Origin of the sequence: Pararhizobium polonicum, from assembly GCF_001687365.1 — a bacterium.
In the GTDB taxonomy this organism is placed as follows: domain Bacteria; phylum Pseudomonadota; class Alphaproteobacteria; order Rhizobiales; family Rhizobiaceae; genus Pararhizobium; species Pararhizobium polonicum.
On the sequence record NZ_LGLV01000020.1, the window covers coordinates 94914 to 118362 of the forward strand.

Here is a 23449-nt window from a genome sequence, read left to right on the forward strand (position 1 = left end):
CGATTTCTTCTGCATGTTGATACCTGTCCATCGACAATGCGGGAAATTCAACGATGTCTGTGATCAGCCACATCACGCTTGGAACCAACGACAAGGAACGGTCTGCAAAATTCTATGATGCCGTTCTCGGGGCAATCGGGTTTTCCCGTTTGCCGAAGCCTGCCGAAAAACCACTGGCCTATGAGAAAAACGGTCAGATGCCGACCATTTACATCTACACACCGGAAGACGGCCGCCCCGCAACGTGGGGAAACGGTACGCATGTCGCCCTCATCGCCGATACGAAGGCGCAGGTTCATCGGTTCCACGAGTTGGCGCTGACGTTGGGAGGTATGGACGAGGGGGCTCCCGGGCCTCGCACCGCCTACGGACCAGACTACTATGCCGCATATGTTCGCGACCCCGATGGAAACAAGCTACAGGCTGTCTGTTACGCCGAAGGCTGAAGTAGCAGACTACCGAGGTCGTATTTTTCGGTTGGGCGACGGTGCTGCGGCAGGGAAGTCTGACTGTCTTAACTGTGGGTTTCTGTTGTGTCGGCGCGCAAACCGGCCCAAACGGTGCTAAGGCTCCTTGCTTGCGGGTTCGTGGCGGCGCATCCGGCATGGCATTTTTGACGAGGTGGATATGAAAGTCGGCATCGATATGGGGACGGCGTCCGATGGCGCATCCGTTCCGCTCGATATCGAGGAGCTTCTGGCGACGCGCCTTCTGGTGCAGGGCAATTCCGGCTCCGGAAAATCGCATCTTCTGCGCCGGCTTCTGGAACAGTCCGCCCCGTGGGTGCAGCAGTGCATCATCGATCCCGAAGGCGATTTCGTCACGCTGGCCGACAAGTTCGGCCATGTGGTGATCGAGGGCGAGCGCACGGAAGCCGAGCTGATCGGCATTGCCAGCCGTATCCGCCAGCATCGCGTCTCCTGTGTCCTGTCCCTTGAAGGGCTGGATATCGAGCAGCAGATGCGCAGCGCCGGCATCTTCCTCAATGCCATGTTCGATGCCGATCGCGACTACTGGTATCCGGTGTTGGTGGTGGTCGACGAGGCGCAGATGTTTGCGCCGTCGGTCGCCGGCGACGTGTCCGAGGAAGCGCGCAAGATTTCGCTCGGCGCCATGACCAACCTGATGTGCCGCGGCCGTAAACGCGGCCTTGCCGGTGTCATCGCCACGCAGCGGCTGGCCAAGCTTGCCAAGAACGTCGCCGCCGAAGCGTCCAACTTCCTGATGGGGCGCACTTTTCTCGATATCGACATGGCACGTGCCGCCGATCTGCTCGGCATGGACCGGCGCACGGCGGAAATGTTCCGCGACCTGAAGCGCGGCTCCTTCGTGGCGCTCGGTCCAGCCCTGTCGCGCCGGCCGCTGCCGGTGACGATCGGCAATGTCGAAACCTCGGCCCGCTCCACCAGCCCGAAGCTGACGCCTTTGCCGGAGGCGGTCGCCGACGTCGAGGACCTGATCTTCACGCCCGATCCGGAAGAGCTGATTCGCCCGATCATGCGCCGCCCCAGCGCTCAACCACGTCCGGCCACCGATATCCTGGCCGAGCTCTCCCGCCCGCGGCCGGAACCGATCGGACTTGCGGAGCCGAAGGCGCCGGTGCCGGAAATGCCTGTTCTCGAGCGCGAAGCACTGCTCGACGGACTACTGGCCGAAATTCTCGAGCATCCTGATGCGGCGTTCCGCGCCGATGCCGAACTGTTCCAGGATTTTCTTGTCCGCTGCCGCATCCGCCGCGTGCCCGGCGCCCCGCTGTCGCTGAGTGCCTTCCGCCGCAAGATGGCGGTCGCCCGGTCCGGGGTCGATGCGGAGACGGCTGCGAGTGAAATCTGGGCGTCTGCGCTCAGCCTGTCGCGCAATGTCACCGACGATCTGCAAGGCGTGTTCCTGCTTGTGGCGCAGTCTGCCGTGCGCAATCTGCCATGCCCTTCCGACGCGATGATCGCGCGCGCCTACGGCACCCACTCGGCCCGGCGCGCCCGCCGTCTGCTCGGCTATTTCGAGGAGCAGGGGCTGATTGTGGTGCACAGCGATCTCTCGGGAAAGCGCATCGTCGCTTTTCCGGACCTGCAGGTAGAGACGGCGCCAGGCGCAGCCGATGCGCTTTTCGATGACACGGACAGCCGGAGTGCTGCGGAGTAGCGGAATAAGGGCGTAAAATGCGGAATGTTTTGCGCCGTCGTTGACAATTTTGTGAAACTTACCTAAAGACGCGCACAACGCCGGGCCGAAATGCCCGGTGTTACTTTTTAGTGGCGCATATGCCTTGTCTTTCCGGCCGAGCCGGAAAGGGAAATGCGCGAACCGACATGTCCCGTGGCTTCTCCGTTAGCGTAATGTGAGAAACCTGTCAGAGCTTTCAAAAGAAGTTCAGAGGAGGGCGTGTTTCCTTGATCCGGTTTGGCAACAGACCGGTGTAACCTGTTGAAGGGAAATACGATGAGCAAGCGCGAATCGTCCAAGTACAAAATTGACCGCCGTATGGGCGAAAACATCTGGGGCCGTCCGAAGTCCCCGGTGAACCGTCGCGAATACGGTCCTGGCCAGCACGGCCAGCGCCGCAAGTCCAAGCTTTCCGACTTCGGTGTGCAGCTGCGCGCCAAGCAGAAGCTCAAGGGCTACTACGGCGACATCCGCGAAAAGCAGTTCCGTGCGATCTTCGCCGAAGCTGACCGTCGCAAGGGTGACACTTCCGAAAACCTGATCGGCCTGCTCGAATCGCGTCTCGACGCGATCGTCTACCGCGCCAAGTTCGTTCCGACGGTCTTTGCTGCCCGTCAGTTCGTCAACCATGGCCACGTCAAGGTCAACGGCGTTCGCGTCAACATCGGTTCGTACCGCTGCAAGGCTGGCGACGTTATCGAAGTTCGCGAAAAGTCCAAGCAGCTCGTTTCGGTTCTCGAAGCCGTTTCGCTCGCTGAACGCGACGTTCCGGACTATGTCGAAGTCGATCACAACAAGATGGTTGCGACCTTCGCCCGCGTTCCTGCCCTGATCGACGTTCCGTACCCGGTCATCATGGAACCGAACCTCGTCGTCGAATTCTATTCGCGATAATTTCTTAGAGGCTTGGCCTTGTGAAATTCGGAAAAGCCACTCAGAGATGGGTGGCTTTTTTGTTGCCCAATTTCCACCAAGTCTGATGCGGAGAATGACTGATGCCCGGCCCGTTGGACCTGCAGTCGATTGTCGATGATATCCACCGCGAGCTTACCCCACGGCTCGGCGAGGGGAAGGTGGCCGATTACATCCCGCAGCTCGCCCGCGTCGATCCCAAGCGTTTCGGCATGGCGATCGTCACGGTCGATGGCGATGTTCATATGGCCGGCGATGCACAGGTGCCGTTCTCCATCCAGAGTATCTCCAAGGTCTTCACGCTGACGCTGGCGCTCGGCAAGCATGGTGAGAACATCTGGAAGCGCGTTGGCCGCGAACCGTCCGGTTCCGCCTTCAATTCCATCGTCCAGCTTGAGCATGAACATGGAATCCCGCGCAATCCCTTCATCAATGCCGGGGCCATCGCCATCACCGATCTGGTGCTGGCCGGTCACACGCCGAAGGAGGCGATCGGCGAGGTGGTCCGGTTTGTGCGCTACCTGGCCGACGAGGACGATATCGTCATCGATCCGGAAGTCGCGCGCTCTGAAGCCGCAACCGGCTACCGTAACTTCGCGCTCGCCAATTTCATGCGTTCTTTCGGCAAACTCGATCATCCCGTCGAGCATGTGCTCGGCGTCTATTTCCATCAGTGCGCGCTGGCGATGAGCTGCGTCCAGTTGGCCAAGGCCGGGCTGTTTCTCGCAGCCTCCGGTACCAATCCGCTGACCAGGCATTCCGTTGTTTCCAAGCAGCGGGCGCGGCGTATCAATGCGCTGATGCTGACCTGCGGCCACTATGACGGCTCGGGCGATTTTGCTTATCGCGTCGGCCTGCCGGGCAAGAGCGGCGTCGGCGGCGGCATTCTTTGCGTCGCGCCGGGCAAGGCCTCCGTTGCCGTCTGGTCGCCGGGACTCAATCATAACGGCAATTCGCTGCTTGGGTCGCTGGCGCTGGAAATGCTTGCCAGCCGCACCGGATGGTCCGTGTTCGGCGCCTGAGTGGGGCGCTACGGAAGTTTCACGTCCATCCGGGCGCATTTTCCTTGATCTTGCCGGCGGACACGGGCAAGTGCAGGGCATCGTATTCGTGCGCCGCCTTTGTGCCGTCGCGCCTTTCCATCCGGGACTTTGTCATGGATATTGCCATTCAATCGCCGACCAAAGCAGACCTCGAAGATCTCGTGCCGGATCAAGCCGGCGACGATGTGATGCATCCGATCTTCGCAAAGATGCCGTCATCCGTCTCGTTCAACAAGCTGCGCAAGCGGTTGCTGCGGCAGGTGCGTCAGGCGATCGAGGATTTTGGCATGCTGAAAGGCCAGAAGCGCTGGCTGATCGGCGTTTCCGGCGGCAAGGACAGCTACAGCCTCCTGGCCCTGCTGATGGACCTGCAATGGCGCGGCCTGCTGCCGGTCGAACTCGTGGTCTGCAATCTCGATCAGGGACAGCCGAATTTCCCCAAGCATGTGCTGCCGGACTATCTCTCGTCGATCGGTGTCAGGCACCGCATCGAATATCGCGACACCTATTCGATCGTGAAGGAGAAGGTGCCGGCGGGCGGAACCTATTGTGCGCTCTGTTCGCGCCTGCGCCGCGGCAATCTCTACCGGATCGCCCGCGAGGAGGGCTGTGACGCGCTGGTGCTGGGGCATCATCGCGAGGATATTCTTGAGACCTTCTTCATGAATTTCTTCCACGGCGGCAGGCTGGCGACGATGCCGGCAAAGCTTCTGAACGACGAAGGCGATCTGATGGTGCTGCGGCCGCTGGCCTATGCGGCCGAGGACGATCTGGCGAAATTTGCCGCTGCGATGGAGTTTCCGATCATCCCCTGCGACCTCTGCGGTTCGCAGGACGGGCTTGAGCGCAATGCGATGAAGGCGATGCTGTCGGATATCGAGCGCCGCATGCCCGGCCGCAAGGACACGATGCTGCGGGCGCTCGGCCACGTCAATCCGTCGCATCTGCTCGACCCGAAACTGTTCGACTTCCAATCCCTCTTCGCGGAGCCCAAAGCATGACATCTGCCATCGATATCGCCGCCATCGCCAACATCCTGCAGGAGGCCGCGGCCAAGGAAATCCTACCGCGTTTCCGCAACCTCGGCGCGGGCGACGTGCGGATGAAGTCGGAAGCCATCGATCTGGTGACGGAAGCCGACGAGGCGGCGGAGCGGCTGATCAAGGCGCGGATGGCAGAGGTTTCTCCGGATGCGCTGTTCGTCGGCGAGGAATCGGTCGCTGCCGATCCGGCGCTGCTCAGCCGTCTGGCTGGTGCCGATCTCGCCATCGTCGTCGATCCGATCGACGGTACCTTCAACTATGCCGCTGGCATGCCGTTGTTCGGCGTCATGGCCGCCGTCGTCGCCAAGGGCGAAACCGTCGCGGGCATCATCTACGATCCGATGGGCAATGACTGGGTGATTGCCGAAAAGGGCTCCGGGTCCTGGCTTTGCAAGGCCGACGGCTCGCAGGAGCGTCTTGCCACCGTGCCGTCCGTACCGCTCGAAAGCCTTGTCGGCTGCGCCTCCACCGGCTTCTATTCGCCGGAAAACCGCCGCATCGTCATGGGCAACATGGCCAAGGTGCGCATCGCCACCAGCTATCGCTGCGCGGCCCATGAATACCGCGCCTTTGCCGCCGGGCATTTCCACTTCCTGACCTATCAGAAACTGATGCCCTGGGATCATCTGGCCGGCACGCTGATCGCTCAGGAAGCCGGTGCCTATGCCGCCCGGTTCGATGGCTCGCCCTATCTGCCGCATCATGTCGATGGCGGCCTGCTGCTGGCGTCCGACAAGGATTGCTGGGACATGCTGCGCCGTGAGGTGTTTACCGTCTGACTGCCAGAAGACGGCAGCGCATAGAAAAGGCCCGCTCAGTGTTCATTCACTGAGCGGGCCTTTCCATTTCGGGTTTCAGCGTTTCAGCGGATTACATATGTCCGCCGCCAGCTTCAAGCTTGGCGGTGTCGTCGCCCGGGTGGGTGAAGAGCTTGCCTTTTTCCGCCCAGAGGACTGCAAGGATCGTCAATACGCCGAAGAGGGTAAAGCCGGCAAACAGCGGCTGGACCGTGCCGTTGAACATTTGCCCGACGGCGCCGCCGATCAGTGCGCCGCCGGTGGTGGAGACGAAGCCGGTGATCGCGGTTGCCGTTCCCGCCAGATGCCCCATCGGCTCGAGGCTGATGGCGGTGAAATTGGTGGCGATGACGGCGAACATCATCAAGAGAACGGAGAACAGCAGGTAGGCGAGCAGGAAGTCTGGCTTGCCGCCCAGCGAAATCAGCAGACCGGCGCCGGAGAGCAGCGTGAACAGGATCATCGCCACATGCGAGATGCGCCGCATGCCGAAGCTGCGGACGAAGTAGCCATTGGCGAAATTGGCAACGGCGATGCCGCCGGCGGTTCCGGCAAAGGCGATCGGCAGCCAGTCGCCAAGGCCATAGACCTCGCCGAAGATCTGCTGGACGGTGACGATATAGGCGCAGATGACGGCGGTGAACAGCGTCAGGCCGATCATGTAGCCGCAGGTGACGCGGTTGGTCAGAACGGTGCGGAAGCCCGAGACGACCGATGCCACCGATAGCGGCAGGCGTTCTTCCTTCGGCAGCGACTCCTGCAGGCGCATGGCTGCCCAGACAAAGAGGATGGCGCCGATGCCGCCGAGCAGGATGAAGATCCAGTGCCAGTTTGCGTAATAGATGACGGCCTGGCCGAGCGAGGGGGCGACGATCGGCACGATCATGAAGACGATCATCACATAGGACATGACGCGGGCCATTTCGCGGCCGCCGAAACAGTCGCGGACAACAGCCATGGTGGTGATTCGAACCGCGGCCGCGCCGATGCCCTGCACGAAGCGCAGGAGCAGCAGCATTTCAAAGCTCTGGGTTGCCGCCGCTCCAAGCATGGTCAGCGTGAAGAAGGCGAGACCGGCCAAGAGGATATTGCGGCGGCCGAATGTGTCGGACAAACTGCCGAAGACGATCTGCGAGCAGCCGAAGCCGAGAAAGAAGACGCCGATGACCAGCTGCGTGTCGTTGGTGTTGGCGACGTTGAGCGAGTGGCCGATGGCGGGCAGGGCCGGCAGCATGATGTCGATCGCGACCGCAACGCTTGCGGTCATCAGAGCGATGGTGATGACGAATTCGAAGAAGCCGAGGCCTATTCGGGACGATCCGATATTTTCGATGTGTTCGGTGGCCGTGGTGGTGGACATGAAGGAACCTATGAAAGTCTTGGGGGTGACGGAAGCCGTCAGATAGATGGATTGTGCGGGCTGAAAAGCTTGCCCTTCTCGGCAACGAGCACGAAAATCAGACCGATGACGGATACGGTCAGGAATCCGATCGCCAGCGGTGTGACCGTGCCGTCGAAAGCCTGGCCGATCAGCGCGCCGATGGAGGCGCCGCCGATCGTCTGGGTAAAGCCCAGCACGGACGATGCCGTTCCGGCGACGTGACCGAGCGGCTCCATCGCCATGGCGTTGAAATTGGGGCCGATCAGGCCGAACTGGAACATGGCCGAAGCGTAGAGCAGGATGAAAAGCCAGAACGGAAGCGTTCCGAAGATCGACGCCACGGCCCAGATCATGCTCGCGATCGTGAAGCCGATCAGGGCACCGTGCGACAGGCGGCGCATGCCGTAGCGCTTGACCAGCCGTGAGTTGGTGAAGGACGCGATCGCCATCATGCCGGCAAAGCCTGCAAAGACCAGCGGAAACCAGTGGCCCAGGCCATAGATGCCGACGAGGATCTGCTGTGAGGAATTGATGAAGCCGAACAGCGAGCCGAAGATGAACGACGCGGCCAGCGAGTAACAAAGCGAGACGCGGTTGGTCAACACGATGCGGAAGCCGGCCAGGATGGACGTCACGGTGAACGGCCGGCGATGTTCGATAGACAGCGTTTCCGGCAGGCGTAGTGCCACCATCGTTGCCACCAGCAGCGCAAACACGCAGATGACGACGAAGATCATATGCCATTCGGCAAAGATCATGATCAGCTGGCCGATGCTGGGGGCGATGACCGGCACGATCATGAAGACCATCATGACCAGCGACATGACTTCGGCCATCATCCGGCCGCCATAGACGTCGCGCACGATCGAGACGGTGATGACGCGGGTGGCGGCGGCACCAATACCCTGCATGAAGCGCAGTGCCAGAAGTCCGGAAAAGGACGGCACGAAGACGATGGCGAGCGCACAGAGCGCATAGATGCCAATGCCGCCGAGAAGCGGCAGCTTGCGGCCGAATCGATCGGACAGCGGGCCGAAGAACAGCTGCGCGCAGCCCATGCCGATGAGATAGGCGGTGATCACATATTGGCGCGTGTTTTCATCGACAACACCGAGACTGGCGCCGATCTCCTGCAGACCGGGCAGCATGATGTCGATCGAAATCGCATTGATGGCCATCAGCAGCGCCATCAGGGCAATGAATTGTGGTTTTGACAAAGCCGGGATACCCGGTGCTTCGGATGTTATGGTCATCGGGATAGTTTCCTGGCGGACGTGCCGGGCGCCTGAAACCGGAAACGGCAATGTTTCCCGGATGGATCAGGCGCAGATGAAAATGCTGGAGCCAGCGTATTATATATGCGGTTGGAAGCGCGGCTCCGAAGCGCTTTCAAGACAGAAACCGGTCCAGCCGGGTTTGGAAGAGCGCAGGCAAGATCGTGCCGGCGGCAACTGGGATAGAGGGAGGTCAGGAGGATATGATCCGGCCTCGTTCAATGGCGCAGAAACCTGCACTGCGCGTGCATACTCCCAACATCGCGACTGGCTTGTGACAGTGGCTCATATTGGTTCCGGCTGATAAAGGCTGCGCAATATTAGTCAGTCATCACAATCTGCCGGAATCAAAAAAAGGCGGTGACCCGCCTTTTTCAGCTGCCACTGTGGCCGAATTCAGGTTTCAGGCTGCGCCCTTGACGGCGATGCCCTGTTCCTCGAAATGCGACTGGAGTTCGCCAGCCTGGAACATTTCACGGACGATATCGCATCCGCCGATGAATTCGCCCTTGATGTAGAGCTGCGGGATGGTCGGCCAGTTGGAATAGTCCTTGATGCCTTGGCGAAGATCCGCATCGGCGAGCACATTGATGCCCTTGTAGTCGACGCCGATATAATCGAGCATCTGGACCACCTGGCCGGAGAACCCACACTGGGGGAACTGGGGGGTGCCCTTCATGAAAAGAACGACATCGTTGCTCTTCACTTCATTGGCGATGAAATCGTTGATACCGCTCATGTCGTAGTCCTTCCTGCTCCCGCTTCAAGGGTCGGGGGTGTCGATCTCTGTTAGATAACATGCGCGCCGGTGATTTTCATCACCCGTTCGCAACAAAAATTGATGACTTGCAGGCCGGCAACAGGTCGGCACTCAAGTTTTACGGACGTCCAGTGTCAGCCTGCCTTCATTCCGGTGCGGAAGTCTGAAGGGCCAGGGCATGGAGAACACCCCCCATATTGCCCTTCAGCGCGTTGTAGACCATCTGGTGCTGCTGCACCCGGCTTTTGCCGCGAAAGGCTTCCGCCACGACTTCGGCCGCATAATGATCGCCGTCGCCGGCCAGATCCCGGATTGTCACCTTTGCGCCGGGAATGCCCGACTTGATCATGTCTTCGATATCGCCAGGTGCCATCGGCATGGTCTGTACTCCCTGAATTACTCGGCGGCGATCAGTGTTTCGCCGTCCATGAAATCAGGGAACCATGATTCATGGGCCGAGCGCAATTGCAGAATTGCAAGCGGCTTGGCTGTGCCAAGCACGAGCTCGGTGCCGCCGGTGCTGCCGATGGAAGGCGCGGCCACGCCTGCGGCTTGCGCCCGCTCGGCCACAAGTGCCGCATGTTCCGGCTTCACGGTGACGACATAGCGGCCCTGATCCTCGCCGAAGAAGACCGGGATCGGATCGTGGCCGGCAACCGCCGAAACCTTGGCGCCGATACCCGACGCCATCGCCATTTCGGCAACGGCCAGCGCCAGGCCGCCCGAGGAGCAATCATGCACGGCAGTGGTCAGGCCATCGGTGATCAGCCCGCGGACGAAATCGCCGGTCTTGCGCTCATGAGCGAGATCGACATGCGGGGCAGGGCCATCGGTACGGCCGTGGATGTCGCGCAGATAAACCGACTGGCCGAGATGCGTTCCAAGCCCTTCGGGTGCGCCGACGAGCAGGATGGTCTCGCCTTCCGCCGCAAAGCGGATACGCGCCATCTGCGACCAGTCGCCAAGCAGGCCGACGCCGCCGATCGTCGGGGTCGGCAGGATGCCCTGACCGTTGGTTTCGTTGTAGAGCGAGACATTGCCGGAAACGATCGGGAAATCGAGTGCGCGGCAGGCTTCGCCGATGCCCTTGATGGCATGAACCAGCTGGCTCATGATTTCCGGGCGTTCCGGATTGCCGAAATTGAGGTTGTCGGTGGCCGCCAGCGGCAGTGCGCCGGTCGCGGTGATATTACGCCAGCATTCGGCCACGGCCTGCTTGCCGCCTTCGAACGGGTCGGCCTCGACATAACGGGGCGTCACGTCGGAGGAGAAGGCCAGCGCCTTGGTCGGATGGCCTTCGACGCGCACGACACCGGCGTCACCGCCGGGAAGCTGCAGCGAATTGCCCTGGATCAGCGTGTCGTACTGCTCGTAAACCCAGCGGCGCGAGGAGTTGTTGGCGGAGCCCACCAGCGCCAGGACGGCATCGGCGACATTGGCCTGCGGCACATCGCCGGCAGCCAATGGGGCTGCGGCGGTGGCTGGCGTCCAGGGGCGGTCGTATTCCGGTGCCTGATCACCCAGATCCTTGATCGGCAGGTTGGCGACTTCCTCGCCCTGATGCAGCACGCGGAACCGCAGGTCGTCGGTTGTCTTGCCGACGATGGCGAAATCCAGACCCCATTTGACGAAGATCGCCTTGGCGATCTCTTCCTTGGCGGGCTCAAGCACCATGAGCATGCGCTCCTGGCTTTCCGACAGCATCATTTCATAGGCCGTCATGCGCTCTTCGCGCACCGGCACCTTGTCCAGTTCCAGCTCGATGCCGAGGTCGCCCTTGGCGCCCATTTCGACGGCCGAGCAGGTGAGGCCAGCGGCACCCATGTCCTGAATGGCGATGACCGCACCGGTCTTCATCAGTTCGAGGCAGGCTTCGAGCAGGCATTTTTCGGTGAAGGGGTCTCCGACCTGCACGGTCGGACGCTTCTCTTCGATCGATTCGTCGAACTCGGCCGAGGCCATGGTCGCGCCGCCGACGCCATCGCGGCCGGTCTTGGCGCCGAGATAGACGACCGGCAGGCCGACGCCCTTGGCTTCCGACAGGAAGATCGCATCCGACTTGGCAAGGCCTGCAGCAAAGGCATTGACGAGGATATTGCCGTTATAGCGGGCGTCGAACTCGACTTCGCCGCCGACCGTCGGCACGCCGAACGAGTTGCCGTAACCGCCGACGCCGGCAACGACGCCGGAGACGAGATGGCGGGTCTTGGGATGATCCGGCGAACCGAAGCGCAGCGCGTTCATCGCCGCGATCGGACGGGCGCCCATGGTGAAGACGTCACGCAGGATGCCGCCGACACCGGTCGCAGCGCCCTGATAGGGCTCGATATAGGACGGATGATTGTGGCTCTCCATCTTGAAGACCACGACGTCGCCATCGTCGATATCGACGACGCCGGCGTTCTCGCCCGGTCCCTGGATAACGCGCGGGCCGGTGGTCGGCAGCGTGCGCAGCCATTTCTTCGAGGACTTGTAGGAGCAGTGCTCGTTCCACATGGCCGAGAAGATGCCGAGTTCCGTAAAGCTCGGCTCGCGGCCGATCAGGTCCAGAATGCGCTGATACTCATCCGGCTTCAGGCCGTGCGAGGCAATCAACTCGGGGGTGATGGGGCGGGTATTGGAAATGGTCATCGTGGTCCATTCGGTCCGTTGGAGCATCCCGGACGGCGTCAGAGCCGATTGCGTGCAGGGCTGCGTCAAAACAAAGAGATCGCGTCGGCGTTTCTTTAGCCGATGCACTTCCGGGATGCGACAGGAAAATGGCGAGAAAGCACAGGAGATCGTGTGCTTTTCGCCGATAAAGTCAGCTTTCGTTCAGGCGAAGCTGTCGTAGCCCGTGCGGCCGCTGTCCAGCAGGCGCCGCAGCGTCAGGAAACCGCGCCGGACCTCGTTGCGGTCGGCGGGTGAGGAGAAGCCGATCCGGACGCGGTGGTAGACGCTCTCGGTCCGTCCGGCCTTGAATTCGTCCTCATCATCGACCAGCACGCCTTCCTCGAAAGCCGCGTGCTTGAAAGTGCCCGAAAACCACGGCTCGGACAGTTTCAGCCAGAGGAAAGGCACATGCGGATGCGAGTTGAACTCGATGCCTGAAAAGATTTCGCGGGCCATCTGTTCGCGCGCCCGGATCTCGTCGATGCAGCGGGAGCGCAGGATCGCGGCCTCGCCGCTGAGGACGAGGCGGGAGCAGAGTTCGGCCAGAAGAAAGGGCATGCCGCCGCTGACCATCTTGTGGGCGATGCGGATGCGCTGGCTGAAATGCGGCGGGCAGGCGACCCAACCGCCGCGCACGCCGGCGGCAACCGATTTCGACAGGCCGCCGACGAGGAATGTCCGCTCCGGCGCAAGTTCGGCGAGAAGCGGGGTCATGTCGCCACTCATGGCGCCGTAAAGATCGTCTTCCAGCAGCCAGACACCATAACGGCGGGCAATATCGGCGATCGCCTGCCGACGTTCCAGCGACAGCGTGACAACAGTCGGGTTTTGCGCTGTCGGCATCAGGAAGGCGAGTTTTGGATGCTGCTGGGCGCAGACGCGCTCGAAGTCTTCGGGATCGAGGCCGTAATCGTCGGTCCGCAGCAAAATCGTCCGGCGGCCGATGAGGCCGGCGCTTCGGCTGATTTGCGAATAGGTGACGTTCTCAAACGCGATCTTGTCGCCCGGTGCCGTGACGGCGGCGATGACCGCGACCGCACCGGCATGGGCACCGAGGGTGGGTACGATTCTGTCGGCTTGCGGGCGAAATGTCCCCTTGGCCAGCCATTGGCTGCCCGCCTCGAACCAATGCTGCGGGAAGTCGCGGGCGTAGCTGGCAATATCGGCGTGGTGCTCGCGGCTGATATCGACCAGCACCTTTTCCAGCGATGCGCCCTGGCCGATATCGGGTGCCGCCGTGCTGTCGAATCTGAGCTTACCCGGCGGCGCCTTGATCGGACGGGTGCCGGCGAGGGCTGCCGTCATCGGATCGGCCTGTTCGGCCGGCCGCAATTCGGCATTGTTGAGCACATAGGTGCCCCGGCCGACTTCGCCGCTGACAAGCCCGCGTTCGCGCACGAGATGGTAGGCCCGGCCGATCGTGCCGATTGTCACGCCGATATCGAAGGCGAGGTTGCGCTGCGGGGGCAATTTCGTACCGGCGGTCAAAACGCCGCCGGCAATCGCCTGCTCGATCTGGTCGGCAATGCGGGCGTAAAGCGGGCCTTGGCCTTGGCCGGGGTCTGGCATCCAAGTTGTCATGGTGACAATTTCTACATTGCATCCCTTTCGGTGTCAATTATGACAATGCAATATCAAAAAATAACCATTGCAATCGGCGGAGTGATGACAATGAGTGCAATATGTGCGGATGACGATGCAACTTGTTCGACCGGGACGGGTGCAATCCCGGTTCAGCGTGGTTTTGCTGCGGGTCTGAAGCGTTTCGTCTGGCGGGTGATCGGCTGGATTGTCCAGTATGAGGAAAAGCGGCTCAGCCGTATTGCGCTGTCCGAACTGACGGATGAGCAGCTTGCCGATATCGGCGTGACGCCGTCGGAAGCGCGCCGTGAGGCGGCGCGTCCTTTCTCGAGCTAACCGATCCCCAGGCTAAAGAAGTTCAAGCACCCTGGTTTTGGGACGACAGACTTTGATGCCTTTTTCCGTCACGACGATCGGTCTCTCGATCAGTTCGGGGTGGGCCAGCATCGCGTCGATGATCTCCCGGTCCGTCTTCTTCTCGTCATCGAGGTTGAGCGACAGGTAAACGCGCTCTTTCGTGCGGAGCAATTGACGCGGCGACATGTCCATGGCGAGCAGTAGCGCCAGCATCTCCTCGTGGCTCGGCGGCGTCTTCATATAGTCATTGATGATGGGTTCGATACCCGCCTCACGGATGATATCGAGAACCGCGCGGGACGTGGAGCAGCGGTTGTTGTGATAAATCATAACGCTCATGAATATGCCTTTGGTGACAACAGGACACGGGAGGAATTCGGCGGAACGGGTGCGGACAGATGTCCGCGCCTAGCACGCGAGATAGCGCGGCTTCATGACAGGTGTGAGAGTGATGTTTCCGGTTTTAGCGCACAAAAATACGCCCTTTGATTGCATTTGTTCAGCAAGGGGCTTCTTCAGTTGATTGTCTGGCAAAATTTGGAAAAAGAAAAGCCGCAAGAAGTAACGATAATGCCGCACGCTTGCGGTTCATTGCGCTCTTCGGCTAGCTGCAGCCGTTGCCGCCGGCAGCCCAGCGCTTGATGTCTGTCGTCATCCGCGCCCCGACAGGCTCATTGAACAGCGGTCCGAAGGCCTGCAGGCGGGCAGGGTGCCCTTCCGCCTGAACGACGGCGAGCGGCCGGGACTCAGGCGAATTGCGCTTGACGAGCAGTATCCGCGGGCGCCCGGAGAACGAATTGAGTTCCGGGGCCAGACGATAGGCCTTGAAGGCGGCGTCACCGGACTTGAACCAGCAGGCATTGGCGCCGAGCGCCACCCGTTCCATGGTCGCCAGCGCGGCGGTGTTCTGGGCCGGCGGCGGCGGACTGGCCGACTGGCAGCCGGCAACGAGCGCAAGCGTGGAAACAGTGATGAAACGGATGAAAGCTGTGCCACGCATCGGAAGGCCCCTGTGATTCGATCTTGAGGGTGCCTTCTATCAGACCGAATGTTAAGCAGCGATTACGTCGAGCGCGGAAGCGAATAGGCCGCGGCCATCGGCGCCGCCATGGGCTGCCTCGATCAGGTTTTCCGGATGCGGCATCATGCCGAGAACATTGCCCTTGGCATTGACGATCCCGGCGATGTCATTGACCGATCCGTTCGGATTGGTTCCGCCGGCATAGCGGAAAACGACCTGGCCATTGTCTTCAATCGTCTTGAGCGTATCGGCATCGGCAAAATAATTGCCGTCGTGATGGGCGACCGGGCAGCGGATGATCTGTCCCTGCTCGTAGGCGCGGCTGAAATCGGTGTTGGCGTTGACGACTTCCAGCTTGATTTCCTTGCAGACGAATTTCAGCGAGGCGTTGCGCATGAGCGCACCTGGAAGAAGGCCTGCTTCAACGAGAATCTGGAAACCATTGCAGACGCCCAGAACCTTGACGCCGGCCTCGGCCTTGGCCTTGATCGCCTGCATCACCGGCATGCGGGCGGCGATGGCGCCGCAGCGCAGATAGTCGCCGTAGGAGAAGCCGCCGGGGATGACGATCAGATCGACATCGGGGATGTCCGTTTCCGTCTGCCAGATCGTCACCGGCGCCTTGCCGGAAATCTTGGTCAGAGCGGCGATCATGTCGCGATCACGATTGAGGCCTGGAAGCTGGACGACGGCGGATTTCATGGCTGCGGTTCAAACCTGGATTGGGCCTCGGCAAGCTCGCGCAATTCGAGGCGGTTTTCGATACGATCAAGGCGGGTGTCGTGACGGGCGAGAATTCCGTAGACGTTGTGAATATCCTGATGCATGGAAATCATCGTTCCACGTATCGCATTCAATTCCGAGCGAATTTCCCGTTGTCCCTCTTTCAGACCGGCAATGTCTGAGTGAACACGCTTCAAAAGCTCATACATCAATTCGCTTGTGATTTCCGACATTCACAGGCCTCATTCAACCATCAGTCGAGTGAGATAGTGTAATTCTCGATCACGGTGTTGGCCAGAAGTTTCTCGCACATGGCCTTGAGTTCGGCCTCGGCCTTTGCCTTGTCGGCGGTTTCGATCTGGAGATCGAAAACCTTGCCCTGGCGGACATTGCCGATGCCGTCAAAGCCGAGGGCGCCGAGGGCACCCTCGATTGCCTTGCCCTGCGGGTCGAGAACGCCGTTTTTCAGCGTCACTGTTACGCGTGCGTTGATCACTGTCGATACTTCCTGCTTATTTCACCAGCACCGGGCCGGAGCCGCGTGGCGGTTCGTTCTCGTTCATGATGCCAAGGCGGCGGGCCACTTCCTGGTAAGCCTCGACAAGGCCTCCCATATCGCGGCGGAACCGGTCCTTGTCCATCTTTTCCTTGGTTTCGACGTCCCAGAGACGGCAGCTGTCCGGCGAAATCTCGTCGGCCAGGATGATGCGCATCATGTCACCCTCGAACAGGCGGCCGCATTCGATCTTGAAATCGACGAGCTGGATGCCGACGCCGAGGAACAGGCCGGTGAGAAAGTCGTTGATGCGGATGGCCAGCGCCATGATGTCATCGAGTTCCTGCGGGCTTGCCCAGCCGAACGCGGTGATGTGCTCTTCGGAAACCATCGGGTCGTCGAGCGCGTCGGCCTTGTAATAGAATTCGATGATCGAGCGCGGCAGAACCACGCCTTCCTCGATGCCGAGGCGCTTTGCCAGCGATCCGGCCGCCACGTTGCGCACGACGATCTCGAGCGGAATGATTTCCACTTCCTTGATCAGCTGCTCGCGCATGTTGAGGCGGCGGATGAAATGCGTCGGAATACCGATGCGGTTCAGATGCGTGAAGATGTATTCGGAAATACGGTTGTTGAGCACGCCCTTGCCGTCGATGATCTCATGCTTCTTTGCGTTGAAAGCTGTTGCGTCATCTTTGAAGAACTGAATCAGCGTGCCAGGCTCAGGACCCTCGTAAAGGATCTTTGCCTTGCCCTCGTAGATACGGCGGCGACGGTTCATAAATGATATCTCTGCTGTTGCAGGCGCCCTTGGGTGGCGCACTTGGTATTTTCTAAGGCGGTCCATAACCGAAATGAAACCATTTCACAATCGGCGTCTGATCCGATCCCCTGAATTAGGGCAGGGTAGCACGAAAGTCGCCGCGCCGGTAAACTTCGCATTGCACTTTCCATGACCTTTTGGTTTATGGGCGAAAAGCTCAACGCAAAACGGTTTTTTGGGAGATCAACGATGACCAATATGCAGGATCGCGAAAAGGCGTTCGAATCGAAGTTTGCTCTTGACGAAGAGCTGAGGTTCAAGGCCGAAGCACGCCGCAACAAGCTTCTCGGCCTTTGGGCGGCAGAGCTTCTGGGCAAGAGCGACCCGGCCGCCTATGCCAAGGATGTTGTTGCCGCCGATTTCGAAGAGGCCGGCCATGAGGACGTCGTGCGCAAGCTGCGCGCCGATTTCGATGCTGCCGGCATCACCCTGACCGATGACGAGATTCGCCTGAAGATGCTTGAGCTTCTGTCGGAAGCGGTAACGCAGGTCCAGAACGGCTGATACTGGCATTATAAGTAATTTTCCCGGCCGCCCGTTTATTCGCGGGCGGCCTTTTTTGTGCCGGTTATCCGGGGTCTCCCGGGGTTACCGGCCGGCTATCGGCGCCATGCCTATCGATAGACGCGTTCGGAGAAAGCGCTCATGCCTGAGCGGACCATCAGCTCATAGGCCATCCGGCGGCCAAGCGGGTTGTGGAGGCGGGCGACTTTCGAGCCCAGAAATTCCGTTTCCACATGATCGAAGGCGGCGAGATTGGCTGAATTGGCGATCAATTCGCTGTAAAATTCGTGGAATTCACGGCGGCAGACATAGGTTTTGTACTTGGTCATGCAGAAGGCGGAAAAGGCACCGCCGGATTTGCGCAGGAAATCGGCCACGCCGACGGTAACCTCCGGCCAGGCCGGATTGAACGTATCGTCAAATGCGATGACGCCGTGATCCGCAAGCGTCTCCATTGCGAGCCTGCTGTCGGCAGTGACATGCTGAAGCATATGACCGCCGTCTATGCTGAAAAATCGGATTTTACCGATCTTCGCGGTGAGTTCGGCCGGTTCCAGCCGGGTGCTGTCGCCTCTGATCACCAGCTCTTCATCCACGGGCAGGCCGAGCCGGCGGCCGTTTTCCAAGAAACGGCTGTATTGAGAGGGCGTGTTCCCCGTCGTCTGGTCTATGTCGAAAAGATCGATTGCCAATATCTTCTCGTCGCTGCCGCCGATCTTTCTCAGCAGAAAATAGGAGCGGCCATAGAACACGCCGATTTCGGCAATGGCGCCGGCGAGATCGCTGTCTTTCTGGTCTTGCAGAAGCGAAAGGAAAACAAGGGCATCCGGCGGGTCGATATAGCCCTCGATCGTTTGGAGATCGTGGAATATGAATTTACGAATGGCTGAATTCATCAGGTGGCTATCCGGTTCTGTTGAGACGATAAACGGATGGAGTATTCGATCGGCGCTGATGGCCGATAGACGGCTCGTAAAGCTGGCTGTGAAGTTTCGTACCTTTTGATTGAGAAATCTTACTTCGAAATGCAGGAGATTTCATAAGTAAGGCCATTATTAGGCGAAAAAATTGGCTGTATATCGCCATTTTTACTATCAAAAGTTGATTGGTTTCATATGTTAGTACGAGGTATTGTCAAGTAGTATTTTGGGTTATGTCAAGCAACCGGGCTGTTCTTCCGAAGGAATAACTTCACATGAGCTTTGCGTGGAACTACAGTTCTCTTCGCGATGCGGAACGGTCTGGCCTGGTTCGGCTGACCGCTATGCCGCGCCTGCGGCCTGCCGTTCGGAATTTTCGCGCCATTGCCCTGCCATGACAAAGCGGACGAGATCCGTTGACGACATCGGACGCGCGAAGGCATAGCCCTGCAGGATATCGCAGCCCAGGTCGCGCAGAATATCGGCATGCTGGCGCGTCTCGACACCTTCGGCGATCACTTCGATGTTCAGCGAATGGCCGATATCGATGATCGAGCCGACCAGCTTTCGTTGCTCGGCCGATTCGGAAATCGGTCCGACGAGGGCGCGGTCGATTTTCAAGCGGTTCGGGTTGAGTTTCATGAGGCCGACGATCGAGGCATGGCCGGTTCCGAAATCATCGATTTCGATATCGATGCCAAGCGCTTTCAGATCACTCAAGGTTTGCGTGGCGTTTTCGTCGAGATCGTCGAGGAAAATCGATTCCAGCAGTTCGAACGACAGTCTTCCGCGGGGTATACCGATCTGCTTCAGGCTCTCGATCAGTCCCGGCTCCCGCAATCGTGGTGACGAGACGTTGACGGAAATACGCGGAATGGAGAGCCCGCGCGTTTCCCAATCCTTGAAATCCCTCAATGCCTGCGCGGCGATGCTCCGGTCGATCGCCGTCAGTGCGTTGATATCGTCCGCGATCTTCAAGAAATAGTCGGGTGCCAGCAGTCCGAGCTTTGGGTGCGCCCAGCGGGCGAGGGTCTCCACGCCGGCAATATCCAGCGTGCGGGCATCGAATTGCGGTTGATAGAAGGCAACGAACGCACCGTCCTCAAGGCCCTTGATGATTTCGTCGGCGGTGTGCTTGGCGTGATGGATCTGCGTTTGCAGCTGCTTGGTAAAAAACTCGTACCGGTTTCGCCCGAGACCCTTGGCGCGGTAGAGAGCGATATCCGCATTCAGCAACGATTGTTTCGCGTCCGCCGTCCCGTCCAGCGTCCAGGCGATGCCGACGCTGGCGCCGAACCGGCACAGATGCCCGCCATAGGGCACCGGCTGGCGCAGGGCGTCGATAATCTGGTCGGTGAGCATGACGATCGCATCCTGAGAGTGTTGCGCATCGCACAACACCAGGAATTCGTCGCCACCGATCCGGGCAACGAAATCGTTCTCGCCGATGATCGAGGTCAGGACCTGCGCCGTGTGGACCAGCATCGCATCGCCCGCCTGATGGCCGAGCGTGTCGTTGATCTGCTTGAACCGGTCGAGGTCGATATGCAGGATGGCGCAGTAGGCGACCTTTTCGCCGATCCAGTCATCGAGCCGCTGGTCGAGGAAGCGCCGGTTTGGCAGGCCGGTCAGGTGGTCGTGCAGCGCGTTATATTCGATCCGTGTGCGGGCTGCTTCCAGCTCCCGGTTGCGCGCTTCCGCCAGCTGTCTTGCCCGTTCGAGTTCGTCGCGCAGCGCGACATCCTCGGTAATATCCCAATTGGCGCCGATCAGCTTTCGCTCTCCTTCGGCGTCGACGAAGGTCGCGGAACTGGAGCGGATATGACGGATTGCCCCATCGGGGCGGACAATCCGGAAGGCATTCGTGAAGGGAGCGGCCGAAGCCACGCCAGCCGCAATCCTTGACAATGCGCCTGCACGGTCTTGCGGATGCAGCCGCTCTTCGAGGACTGCGCCCGGCTGTGCCAATGTTGCCGCATCGACGCCGTAGATCCGCAGCAATTGCTCGTCGCGCACGACGGCACCGGTATCAAGATTGGCCTCGAAGACGCCGACTTTCGAAACGTCGAGGGCAAGCCGCAGGCGGCGCGAAATTTCCTCAAGCTGGGCTTCGGCCTTCTTGCGTTCGGTGATGTCGGTATCCGTGCCGATGATACGGCTCGGTTTTCCGTCCGGCCCCCATTCGATGGACGCGCCCCGGCTTTCGATCCAGACCCAGTGACCGTTGGTATGCCGTTCACGATACTGGAACGTGTTGAACGCGACTTCGCCTTCATCCTGGCGGCGAATGGATTCAAGCACATGCTCGCGGTCAGCCGGATGAACGTTTTCGATCCACAGGTCCAACGCGCCATCGACCGCCGCGTCTGCTGCCATGCCCCGGATGGTTTTCCAGTGGGAGGAGTAAAACATCTCGTTCGAGCGGAAATCGTGATCCCAGACGCCTTGATGGGCGCTTTCGAGCGCGTATTTCCACCGGGTTTCGTTTTGCTGAAGTATGGCAAGCGCCTGCTTCAGCACGTCTATCGACTGGATCTGCAGAATGACCCCGGGAGCAGGCTCACCGGGTATATGTGAGAGCGCAGCACTGACCCACTGTGGCTGACCGTTCGGCTGTACCAAACGGACATCGCACCGGCTGGGCCTGTTTTCCCTTTGTTGGACGTCCGCCATTGCACTGTTGAAGACCGCGGCATCCTCACTGTGCACGAAATGGAGGATGTGTTCGCCGCGCATCGCCTCCGGGGAAAGGTCAAGCGCATCTGCAAAAGCAGGGTTCGCTTGGCGGATGGCGCCGCCCTCGTCCAGCAGGCAGTAGCCCACGGGCGCACGATCGAGAATAGCCGCCGCATCCGGCAAGGAACCGGCGGCTACCGGCTCTGGCCGAAGCTCTCTGTTCTGGCTGGCGATCGTCACGTGTGTGTCGTTCCCGCATGATTTGCGGTCATCATGAGCAACGACAATGAAAGGACGCTTAACGTCGATGCGCTAACGTGAAGGCGCGGGCAATTATAACCTTACGGTTGAAGCCGATTGAGGAACTGGGCAAAGACCATCGTGCCTTCCGGCCATGGGCCGTGTCCGGATTCGCTGTTGATATGTCCGGATTCGCCGGCATCAATGAGCATCGATCCCCAGGCGTTGGCCACGTCGCCGGCATGCTCGTAGGTGCCGAACGGGTCGTTGCGGCTTGCCACGACAAGGCTCGGGAACGGCAACGGCTCGCGCGGGTAGGGGCCGAACGTCATCAGGTGCTTCGGCCGGATCTTCGGATTGGTCACCTCGGGCGGTGCCACCAGGAAGGCGCCGGCGATCTTCTTTTCGACATGCGGCATGGCATGAATGGCCGTCGCCACGCCAAGCGAATGGGCAACGATGACAACAGGCTTGGTCGCCGCGTTGATGTCGTCGATCATGCGCTTGACCCAGTCTTCGCGCACGGGCTTTGCCCACTCGGCCTGTTCGACGCGCCGCGCGGAGGCAAGTTTGTTCTGCCACCGGGTTTGCCAATGGTCCGGCCCGGAGTTGGTGTAACCGGGGACGATGAGGATATCTGCTTCGGATGCTTTCATGATAACGGCGATTTGAGGTTGAGGACGAAGGAAGTCAAGTGAAAGACAAGCAAATCTGGTATATGCTGCATGCAAGGCGCGATTGGTCACGACGCGCCGTAGCGGCGGATGCCGCCAATGGCGAGAGCATGGGATCGCGGTCCATGATACCGAAATCCTCTCGAAACCGGAAATACTGATTGTTCTCGAATAACGTGACGACGCGTGTTCCAGGAGGAGAATTGGTCATGACGACATTTCATGTAATGGCAGGATCCAGTACCGAGATCGAGCATCCCGAAATTCGCAGTATCGGCGTCGCCGATGTTTTCGATGCGCTGCGTCTCGGTTGGCAGGATTTTAGTGCAAAGCCGTCTCATTACGTCTTTCTCTGCCTGATCTATCCGATCGCCGGTGTCGTCCTTGCCGCGTGGAGTTCCGGTGCCAACATGCTGCCGCTGCTCTATCCGCTGGCTTCCGGCTTTGCCCTGCTCGGTCCTGTCGCCGCCATCGGCCTCTATGAGATCAGCCGGCGCAGGGAAATCGGCATGAATACCTCATGGCGGCACGCCTTCGACGTTCGCCGCTCCCCGGCGCTGCCGTCGATCATCGGGCTGGCTTTCATGCTGCTGATTTTGTTTGTCGTCTGGCTGCTCGTCGCGCAGTCGCTCTATATGCAGCTGTTCGGCGACGTTCCGGTGACTTCGCTTTCGGCCTTTTACAACCAGATCGTCGGAACAGATCAGGGATGGAACCTGATCCTGGTTGGCAACGCCGTCGGCTTCGTCTTCGCGGCCATCGTTTTGGCGACCGTAGTCGTGTCGTTTCCACTGCTGCTCGACAGGGATGTCGGCGCGGTGGCTGCGGTCGAGACGTCGGTGCGTGCGACGCTCGCCAATCCGGTTCCGGTTGCCGTGTGGGGTTTGATTGTCGCTGCCTGTCTGGTCATCGGCTCGATCCCGGTTTTCGTCGGCCTCGCCGTCATCATGCCGGTCCTCGGCCACGCGACGTGGCACCTCTACCGCAAGCTGGTCGTCGCACCGGAAGCCAAGTAGAGCGAACATCAGGAATGCAAAAGTGCCGTCCCTGTGGGCGGCACTTTTGGCCGATATGTCTGCGATCTACCGGAAATATTTGTAATAGGACGAGATTTGCGCCGCCGTATTGGAGGACGTATTGAGGCGAATGCCGATCTTGTCGCCGCGATACCACTGCACGATGCCGGTGAGATGACCGAATTCGTTGCTTTCGATCGAGACTTCCTGGCCGGTCTTGGCATTGATGTCGAAATAGAGCTGGAAGCAGATCCCGGATTCCGACAGATCCTTGACGATGCCCCGGCTTGAGCCGCCCTTGCAGGTGACTTGACCGGTAAATTTCGTCGTCGTGCGCTCGGCTTTGCGTTCGATTGCCTGCTGGTACGGCATGGTCCACCCAACTCCTGCTTT

General features: G+C 60.0%; 25 protein-coding genes. 9 read left to right on the plus strand and 16 right to left on the minus strand.

Annotated features, from left to right (window positions below):
• The first annotated feature begins 53 nt into the window (after positions 1-53).
• The 6 genes from ADU59_RS27020 to ADU59_RS27045 all read left to right on the plus strand — a co-directional run bounded on the left by ADU59_RS27020 (position 54) and on the right by ADU59_RS27045 (position 5940).
• A complete protein-coding gene (locus tag ADU59_RS27020) occupies positions 54-446 on the plus strand; it encodes a VOC family protein (protein WP_068958502.1) in 393 nt (130 codons plus the stop codon).
• 181 nt (positions 447-627) lie between these two features.
• On the plus strand, positions 628-2142 hold the full coding sequence (locus ADU59_RS27025; RefSeq protein WP_068958619.1) for a helicase HerA domain-containing protein: 1515 nt from the start codon (positions 628-630) through the stop codon (positions 2140-2142).
• Positions 2143-2439: 297 nt separating this feature from the next.
• Complete coding sequence (rpsD, locus tag ADU59_RS27030) at positions 2440-3057, plus strand: 30S ribosomal protein S4 (RefSeq protein WP_068958504.1); 618 nt, start codon at positions 2440-2442, stop codon at positions 3055-3057.
• Positions 3058-3158: 101 nt separating this feature from the next.
• On the plus strand, positions 3159-4097 hold the full coding sequence (locus tag ADU59_RS27035; RefSeq protein WP_068958506.1) for a glutaminase: 939 nt from the start codon (positions 3159-3161) through the stop codon (positions 4095-4097).
• Positions 4098-4231: 134 nt separating this feature from the next.
• Positions 4232-5119, plus strand: a complete 888-nt coding sequence (ttcA, locus tag ADU59_RS27040; RefSeq protein ID WP_068958508.1) for a tRNA 2-thiocytidine(32) synthetase TtcA — start codon at positions 4232-4234, stop codon at positions 5117-5119.
• The gene (locus tag ADU59_RS27045; RefSeq protein ID WP_068958510.1) at positions 5116-5940 is read left to right on the plus strand and encodes an inositol monophosphatase family protein; all 825 of its coding nucleotides are present in this window, start codon (positions 5116-5118) and stop codon (positions 5938-5940) included. Before ttcA ends, ADU59_RS27045 begins: the two co-directional genes overlap by 4 nt.
• Before the next feature lie 91 nt (positions 5941-6031).
• Here the strand turns inward: ADU59_RS27045 and ADU59_RS27050 are convergent, their stop codons facing one another.
• The 6 genes from ADU59_RS27050 to ADU59_RS27075 all read right to left on the minus strand — a co-directional run bounded on the left by ADU59_RS27050 (position 6032) and on the right by ADU59_RS27075 (position 13606).
• Positions 6032-7318: a multidrug effflux MFS transporter gene (locus ADU59_RS27050; RefSeq protein WP_068958511.1), complete on the minus strand. Its 1287-nt coding sequence runs from the start codon at positions 7316-7318 to the stop codon at positions 6032-6034.
• Positions 7319-7356: 38 nt separating this feature from the next.
• Complete coding sequence (locus ADU59_RS27055) at positions 7357-8592, minus strand: multidrug effflux MFS transporter (RefSeq protein WP_099050950.1); 1236 nt, start codon at positions 8590-8592, stop codon at positions 7357-7359.
• A 424-nt stretch (positions 8593-9016) separates the two neighbouring features.
• Positions 9017-9352, minus strand: a complete 336-nt coding sequence (grxD, locus tag ADU59_RS27060) for a Grx4 family monothiol glutaredoxin (protein WP_037095615.1) — start codon at positions 9350-9352, stop codon at positions 9017-9019.
• A gap of 166 nt (positions 9353-9518) precedes the next feature.
• Positions 9519-9752, minus strand: a complete 234-nt coding sequence (locus ADU59_RS27065) for a BolA/IbaG family iron-sulfur metabolism protein (RefSeq protein WP_037095612.1) — start codon at positions 9750-9752, stop codon at positions 9519-9521.
• Between the two features lie 17 nt (positions 9753-9769).
• Entirely contained in the window at positions 9770-12004 is a 2235-nt protein-coding gene (gene purL, locus ADU59_RS27070) for a phosphoribosylformylglycinamidine synthase subunit PurL (protein ID WP_068958624.1), read from the minus strand.
• A 183-nt stretch (positions 12005-12187) separates the two neighbouring features.
• Entirely contained in the window at positions 12188-13606 is a 1419-nt protein-coding gene (locus ADU59_RS27075) for an aminotransferase-like domain-containing protein (protein WP_068958513.1), read from the minus strand.
• Positions 13607-13645: 39 nt separating this feature from the next.
• Here ADU59_RS27075 and ADU59_RS30460 point away from each other — a divergent pair, with 39 nt between their 5' ends.
• On the plus strand, positions 13646-13942 hold the full coding sequence (locus ADU59_RS30460; protein WP_244506523.1) for a DUF1127 domain-containing protein: 297 nt from the start codon (positions 13646-13648) through the stop codon (positions 13940-13942).
• Positions 13943-13954: 12 nt separating this feature from the next.
• Here the strand turns inward: ADU59_RS30460 and arsC are convergent, their stop codons facing one another.
• The 6 genes from arsC to purC all read right to left on the minus strand — a co-directional run bounded on the left by arsC (position 13955) and on the right by purC (position 16984).
• Positions 13955-14302, minus strand: coding sequence for an arsenate reductase (glutaredoxin) (arsC, locus tag ADU59_RS27085; protein ID WP_068958517.1), 348 nt, complete (start codon positions 14300-14302; stop codon positions 13955-13957).
• A gap of 265 nt (positions 14303-14567) precedes the next feature.
• On the minus strand, positions 14568-14963 hold the full coding sequence (locus ADU59_RS27090; RefSeq protein ID WP_068958519.1) for a hypothetical protein: 396 nt from the start codon (positions 14961-14963) through the stop codon (positions 14568-14570).
• 51 nt (positions 14964-15014) lie between these two features.
• The gene (gene purQ, locus ADU59_RS27095) at positions 15015-15686 is read right to left on the minus strand and encodes a phosphoribosylformylglycinamidine synthase subunit PurQ (RefSeq protein WP_068958521.1); all 672 of its coding nucleotides are present in this window, start codon (positions 15684-15686) and stop codon (positions 15015-15017) included.
• Positions 15683-15940 carry a hypothetical protein gene (locus tag ADU59_RS29800; protein ID WP_083198437.1) on the minus strand — a complete coding sequence of 86 codons (258 nt, stop codon included), beginning with the start codon at positions 15938-15940 and terminating at the stop codon, positions 15683-15685. The genes purQ and ADU59_RS29800 overlap by 4 nt, the downstream gene beginning before the upstream one ends.
• Before the next feature lie 20 nt (positions 15941-15960).
• A complete protein-coding gene (gene purS, locus ADU59_RS27105; protein ID WP_068958524.1) occupies positions 15961-16203 on the minus strand; it encodes a phosphoribosylformylglycinamidine synthase subunit PurS in 243 nt (80 codons plus the stop codon).
• Positions 16204-16219: 16 nt separating this feature from the next.
• Positions 16220-16984 (minus strand): phosphoribosylaminoimidazolesuccinocarboxamide synthase, encoded by a 765-nt coding sequence (gene purC, locus ADU59_RS27110; protein ID WP_060640884.1) that lies wholly within the window; start codon positions 16982-16984, stop codon positions 16220-16222.
• A 231-nt stretch (positions 16985-17215) separates the two neighbouring features.
• Here purC and ADU59_RS27115 point away from each other — a divergent pair, with 231 nt between their 5' ends.
• Entirely contained in the window at positions 17216-17530 is a 315-nt protein-coding gene (locus tag ADU59_RS27115) for a DUF1476 domain-containing protein (RefSeq protein WP_068958526.1), read from the plus strand.
• Positions 17531-17640: 110 nt separating this feature from the next.
• Here ADU59_RS27115 and ADU59_RS27120 read toward each other — a convergent pair whose 3' ends face one another.
• The 3 genes from ADU59_RS27120 to ADU59_RS27130 form a co-directional block, all read right to left on the minus strand.
• Positions 17641-18426, minus strand: a complete 786-nt coding sequence (locus ADU59_RS27120; protein ID WP_068958528.1) for a class I SAM-dependent methyltransferase — start codon at positions 18424-18426, stop codon at positions 17641-17643.
• 366 nt (positions 18427-18792) lie between these two features.
• Positions 18793-21366, minus strand: a complete 2574-nt coding sequence (locus ADU59_RS27125) for a sensor domain-containing protein (RefSeq protein WP_068958530.1) — start codon at positions 21364-21366, stop codon at positions 18793-18795.
• Positions 21367-21467: 101 nt separating this feature from the next.
• Positions 21468-22097, minus strand: coding sequence for an RBBP9/YdeN family alpha/beta hydrolase (locus ADU59_RS27130; RefSeq protein WP_483414159.1), 630 nt, complete (start codon positions 22095-22097; stop codon positions 21468-21470).
• 152 nt (positions 22098-22249) lie between these two features.
• Here ADU59_RS27130 and ADU59_RS27135 point away from each other — a divergent pair, with 152 nt between their 5' ends.
• Positions 22250-23056 carry a DUF2189 domain-containing protein gene (locus ADU59_RS27135; protein ID WP_068958534.1) on the plus strand — a complete coding sequence of 269 codons (807 nt, stop codon included), beginning with the start codon at positions 22250-22252 and terminating at the stop codon, positions 23054-23056.
• Between the two features lie 66 nt (positions 23057-23122).
• On the opposite strand, the gene ADU59_RS27140 is transcribed toward ADU59_RS27135, so the two are convergent.
• Positions 23123-23428: a PilZ domain-containing protein gene (locus tag ADU59_RS27140; protein WP_068958536.1), complete on the minus strand. Its 306-nt coding sequence runs from the start codon at positions 23426-23428 to the stop codon at positions 23123-23125.
• Positions 23429-23449: the final 21 nt, after the last annotated feature.

Coding starts and splice junctions, on each gene's coding strand:
- ADU59_RS27090 (WP_068958519.1), bottom strand. CDS start 14,963: ATGCGTGGCACAGCTTTCATCCGTTTCATCACTGTTTCCACGCTTGCG.
- ADU59_RS27120 (WP_068958528.1), bottom strand. CDS start 18,426: ATGAATTCAGCCATTCGTAAATTCATATTCCACGATCTCCAAACGATC.
- ADU59_RS27135 (WP_068958534.1), top strand. CDS start 22,250: ATGACGACATTTCATGTAATGGCAGGATCCAGTACCGAGATCGAGCAT.
- purC (WP_060640884.1), bottom strand. CDS start 16,984: ATGAACCGTCGCCGCCGTATCTACGAGGGCAAGGCAAAGATCCTTTAC.
- purQ (WP_068958521.1), bottom strand. CDS start 15,686: ATGAAATCCGCCGTCGTCCAGCTTCCAGGCCTCAATCGTGATCGCGAC.
- ADU59_RS27035 (WP_068958506.1), top strand. CDS start 3,159: ATGCCCGGCCCGTTGGACCTGCAGTCGATTGTCGATGATATCCACCGC.
- ADU59_RS29800 (WP_083198437.1), bottom strand. CDS start 15,940: ATGTCGGAAATCACAAGCGAATTGATGTATGAGCTTTTGAAGCGTGTT.
- purL (WP_068958624.1), bottom strand. CDS start 12,004: ATGACCATTTCCAATACCCGCCCCATCACCCCCGAGTTGATTGCCTCG.
- ADU59_RS30460 (WP_244506523.1), top strand. CDS start 13,646: ATGACAATGCAATATCAAAAAATAACCATTGCAATCGGCGGAGTGATG.
- ADU59_RS27055 (WP_099050950.1), bottom strand. CDS start 8,592: ATGACCATAACATCCGAAGCACCGGGTATCCCGGCTTTGTCAAAACCA.
- grxD (WP_037095615.1), bottom strand. CDS start 9,352: ATGAGCGGTATCAACGATTTCATCGCCAATGAAGTGAAGAGCAACGAT.
- ADU59_RS27115 (WP_068958526.1), top strand. CDS start 17,216: ATGACCAATATGCAGGATCGCGAAAAGGCGTTCGAATCGAAGTTTGCT.
- ADU59_RS27045 (WP_068958510.1), top strand. CDS start 5,116: ATGACATCTGCCATCGATATCGCCGCCATCGCCAACATCCTGCAGGAG.
- ADU59_RS27020 (WP_068958502.1), top strand. CDS start 54: ATGTCTGTGATCAGCCACATCACGCTTGGAACCAACGACAAGGAACGG.
- ADU59_RS27075 (WP_068958513.1), bottom strand. CDS start 13,606: ATGACAACTTGGATGCCAGACCCCGGCCAAGGCCAAGGCCCGCTTTAC.
- ADU59_RS27065 (WP_037095612.1), bottom strand. CDS start 9,752: ATGCCGATGGCACCTGGCGATATCGAAGACATGATCAAGTCGGGCATT.
- arsC (WP_068958517.1), bottom strand. CDS start 14,302: ATGAGCGTTATGATTTATCACAACAACCGCTGCTCCACGTCCCGCGCG.
- ADU59_RS27050 (WP_068958511.1), bottom strand. CDS start 7,318: ATGTCCACCACCACGGCCACCGAACACATCGAAAATATCGGATCGTCC.
- ADU59_RS27025 (WP_068958619.1), top strand. CDS start 628: ATGAAAGTCGGCATCGATATGGGGACGGCGTCCGATGGCGCATCCGTT.
- ADU59_RS27140 (WP_068958536.1), bottom strand. CDS start 23,428: ATGCCGTACCAGCAGGCAATCGAACGCAAAGCCGAGCGCACGACGACG.
- rpsD (WP_068958504.1), top strand. CDS start 2,440: ATGAGCAAGCGCGAATCGTCCAAGTACAAAATTGACCGCCGTATGGGC.
- ttcA (WP_068958508.1), top strand. CDS start 4,232: ATGGATATTGCCATTCAATCGCCGACCAAAGCAGACCTCGAAGATCTC.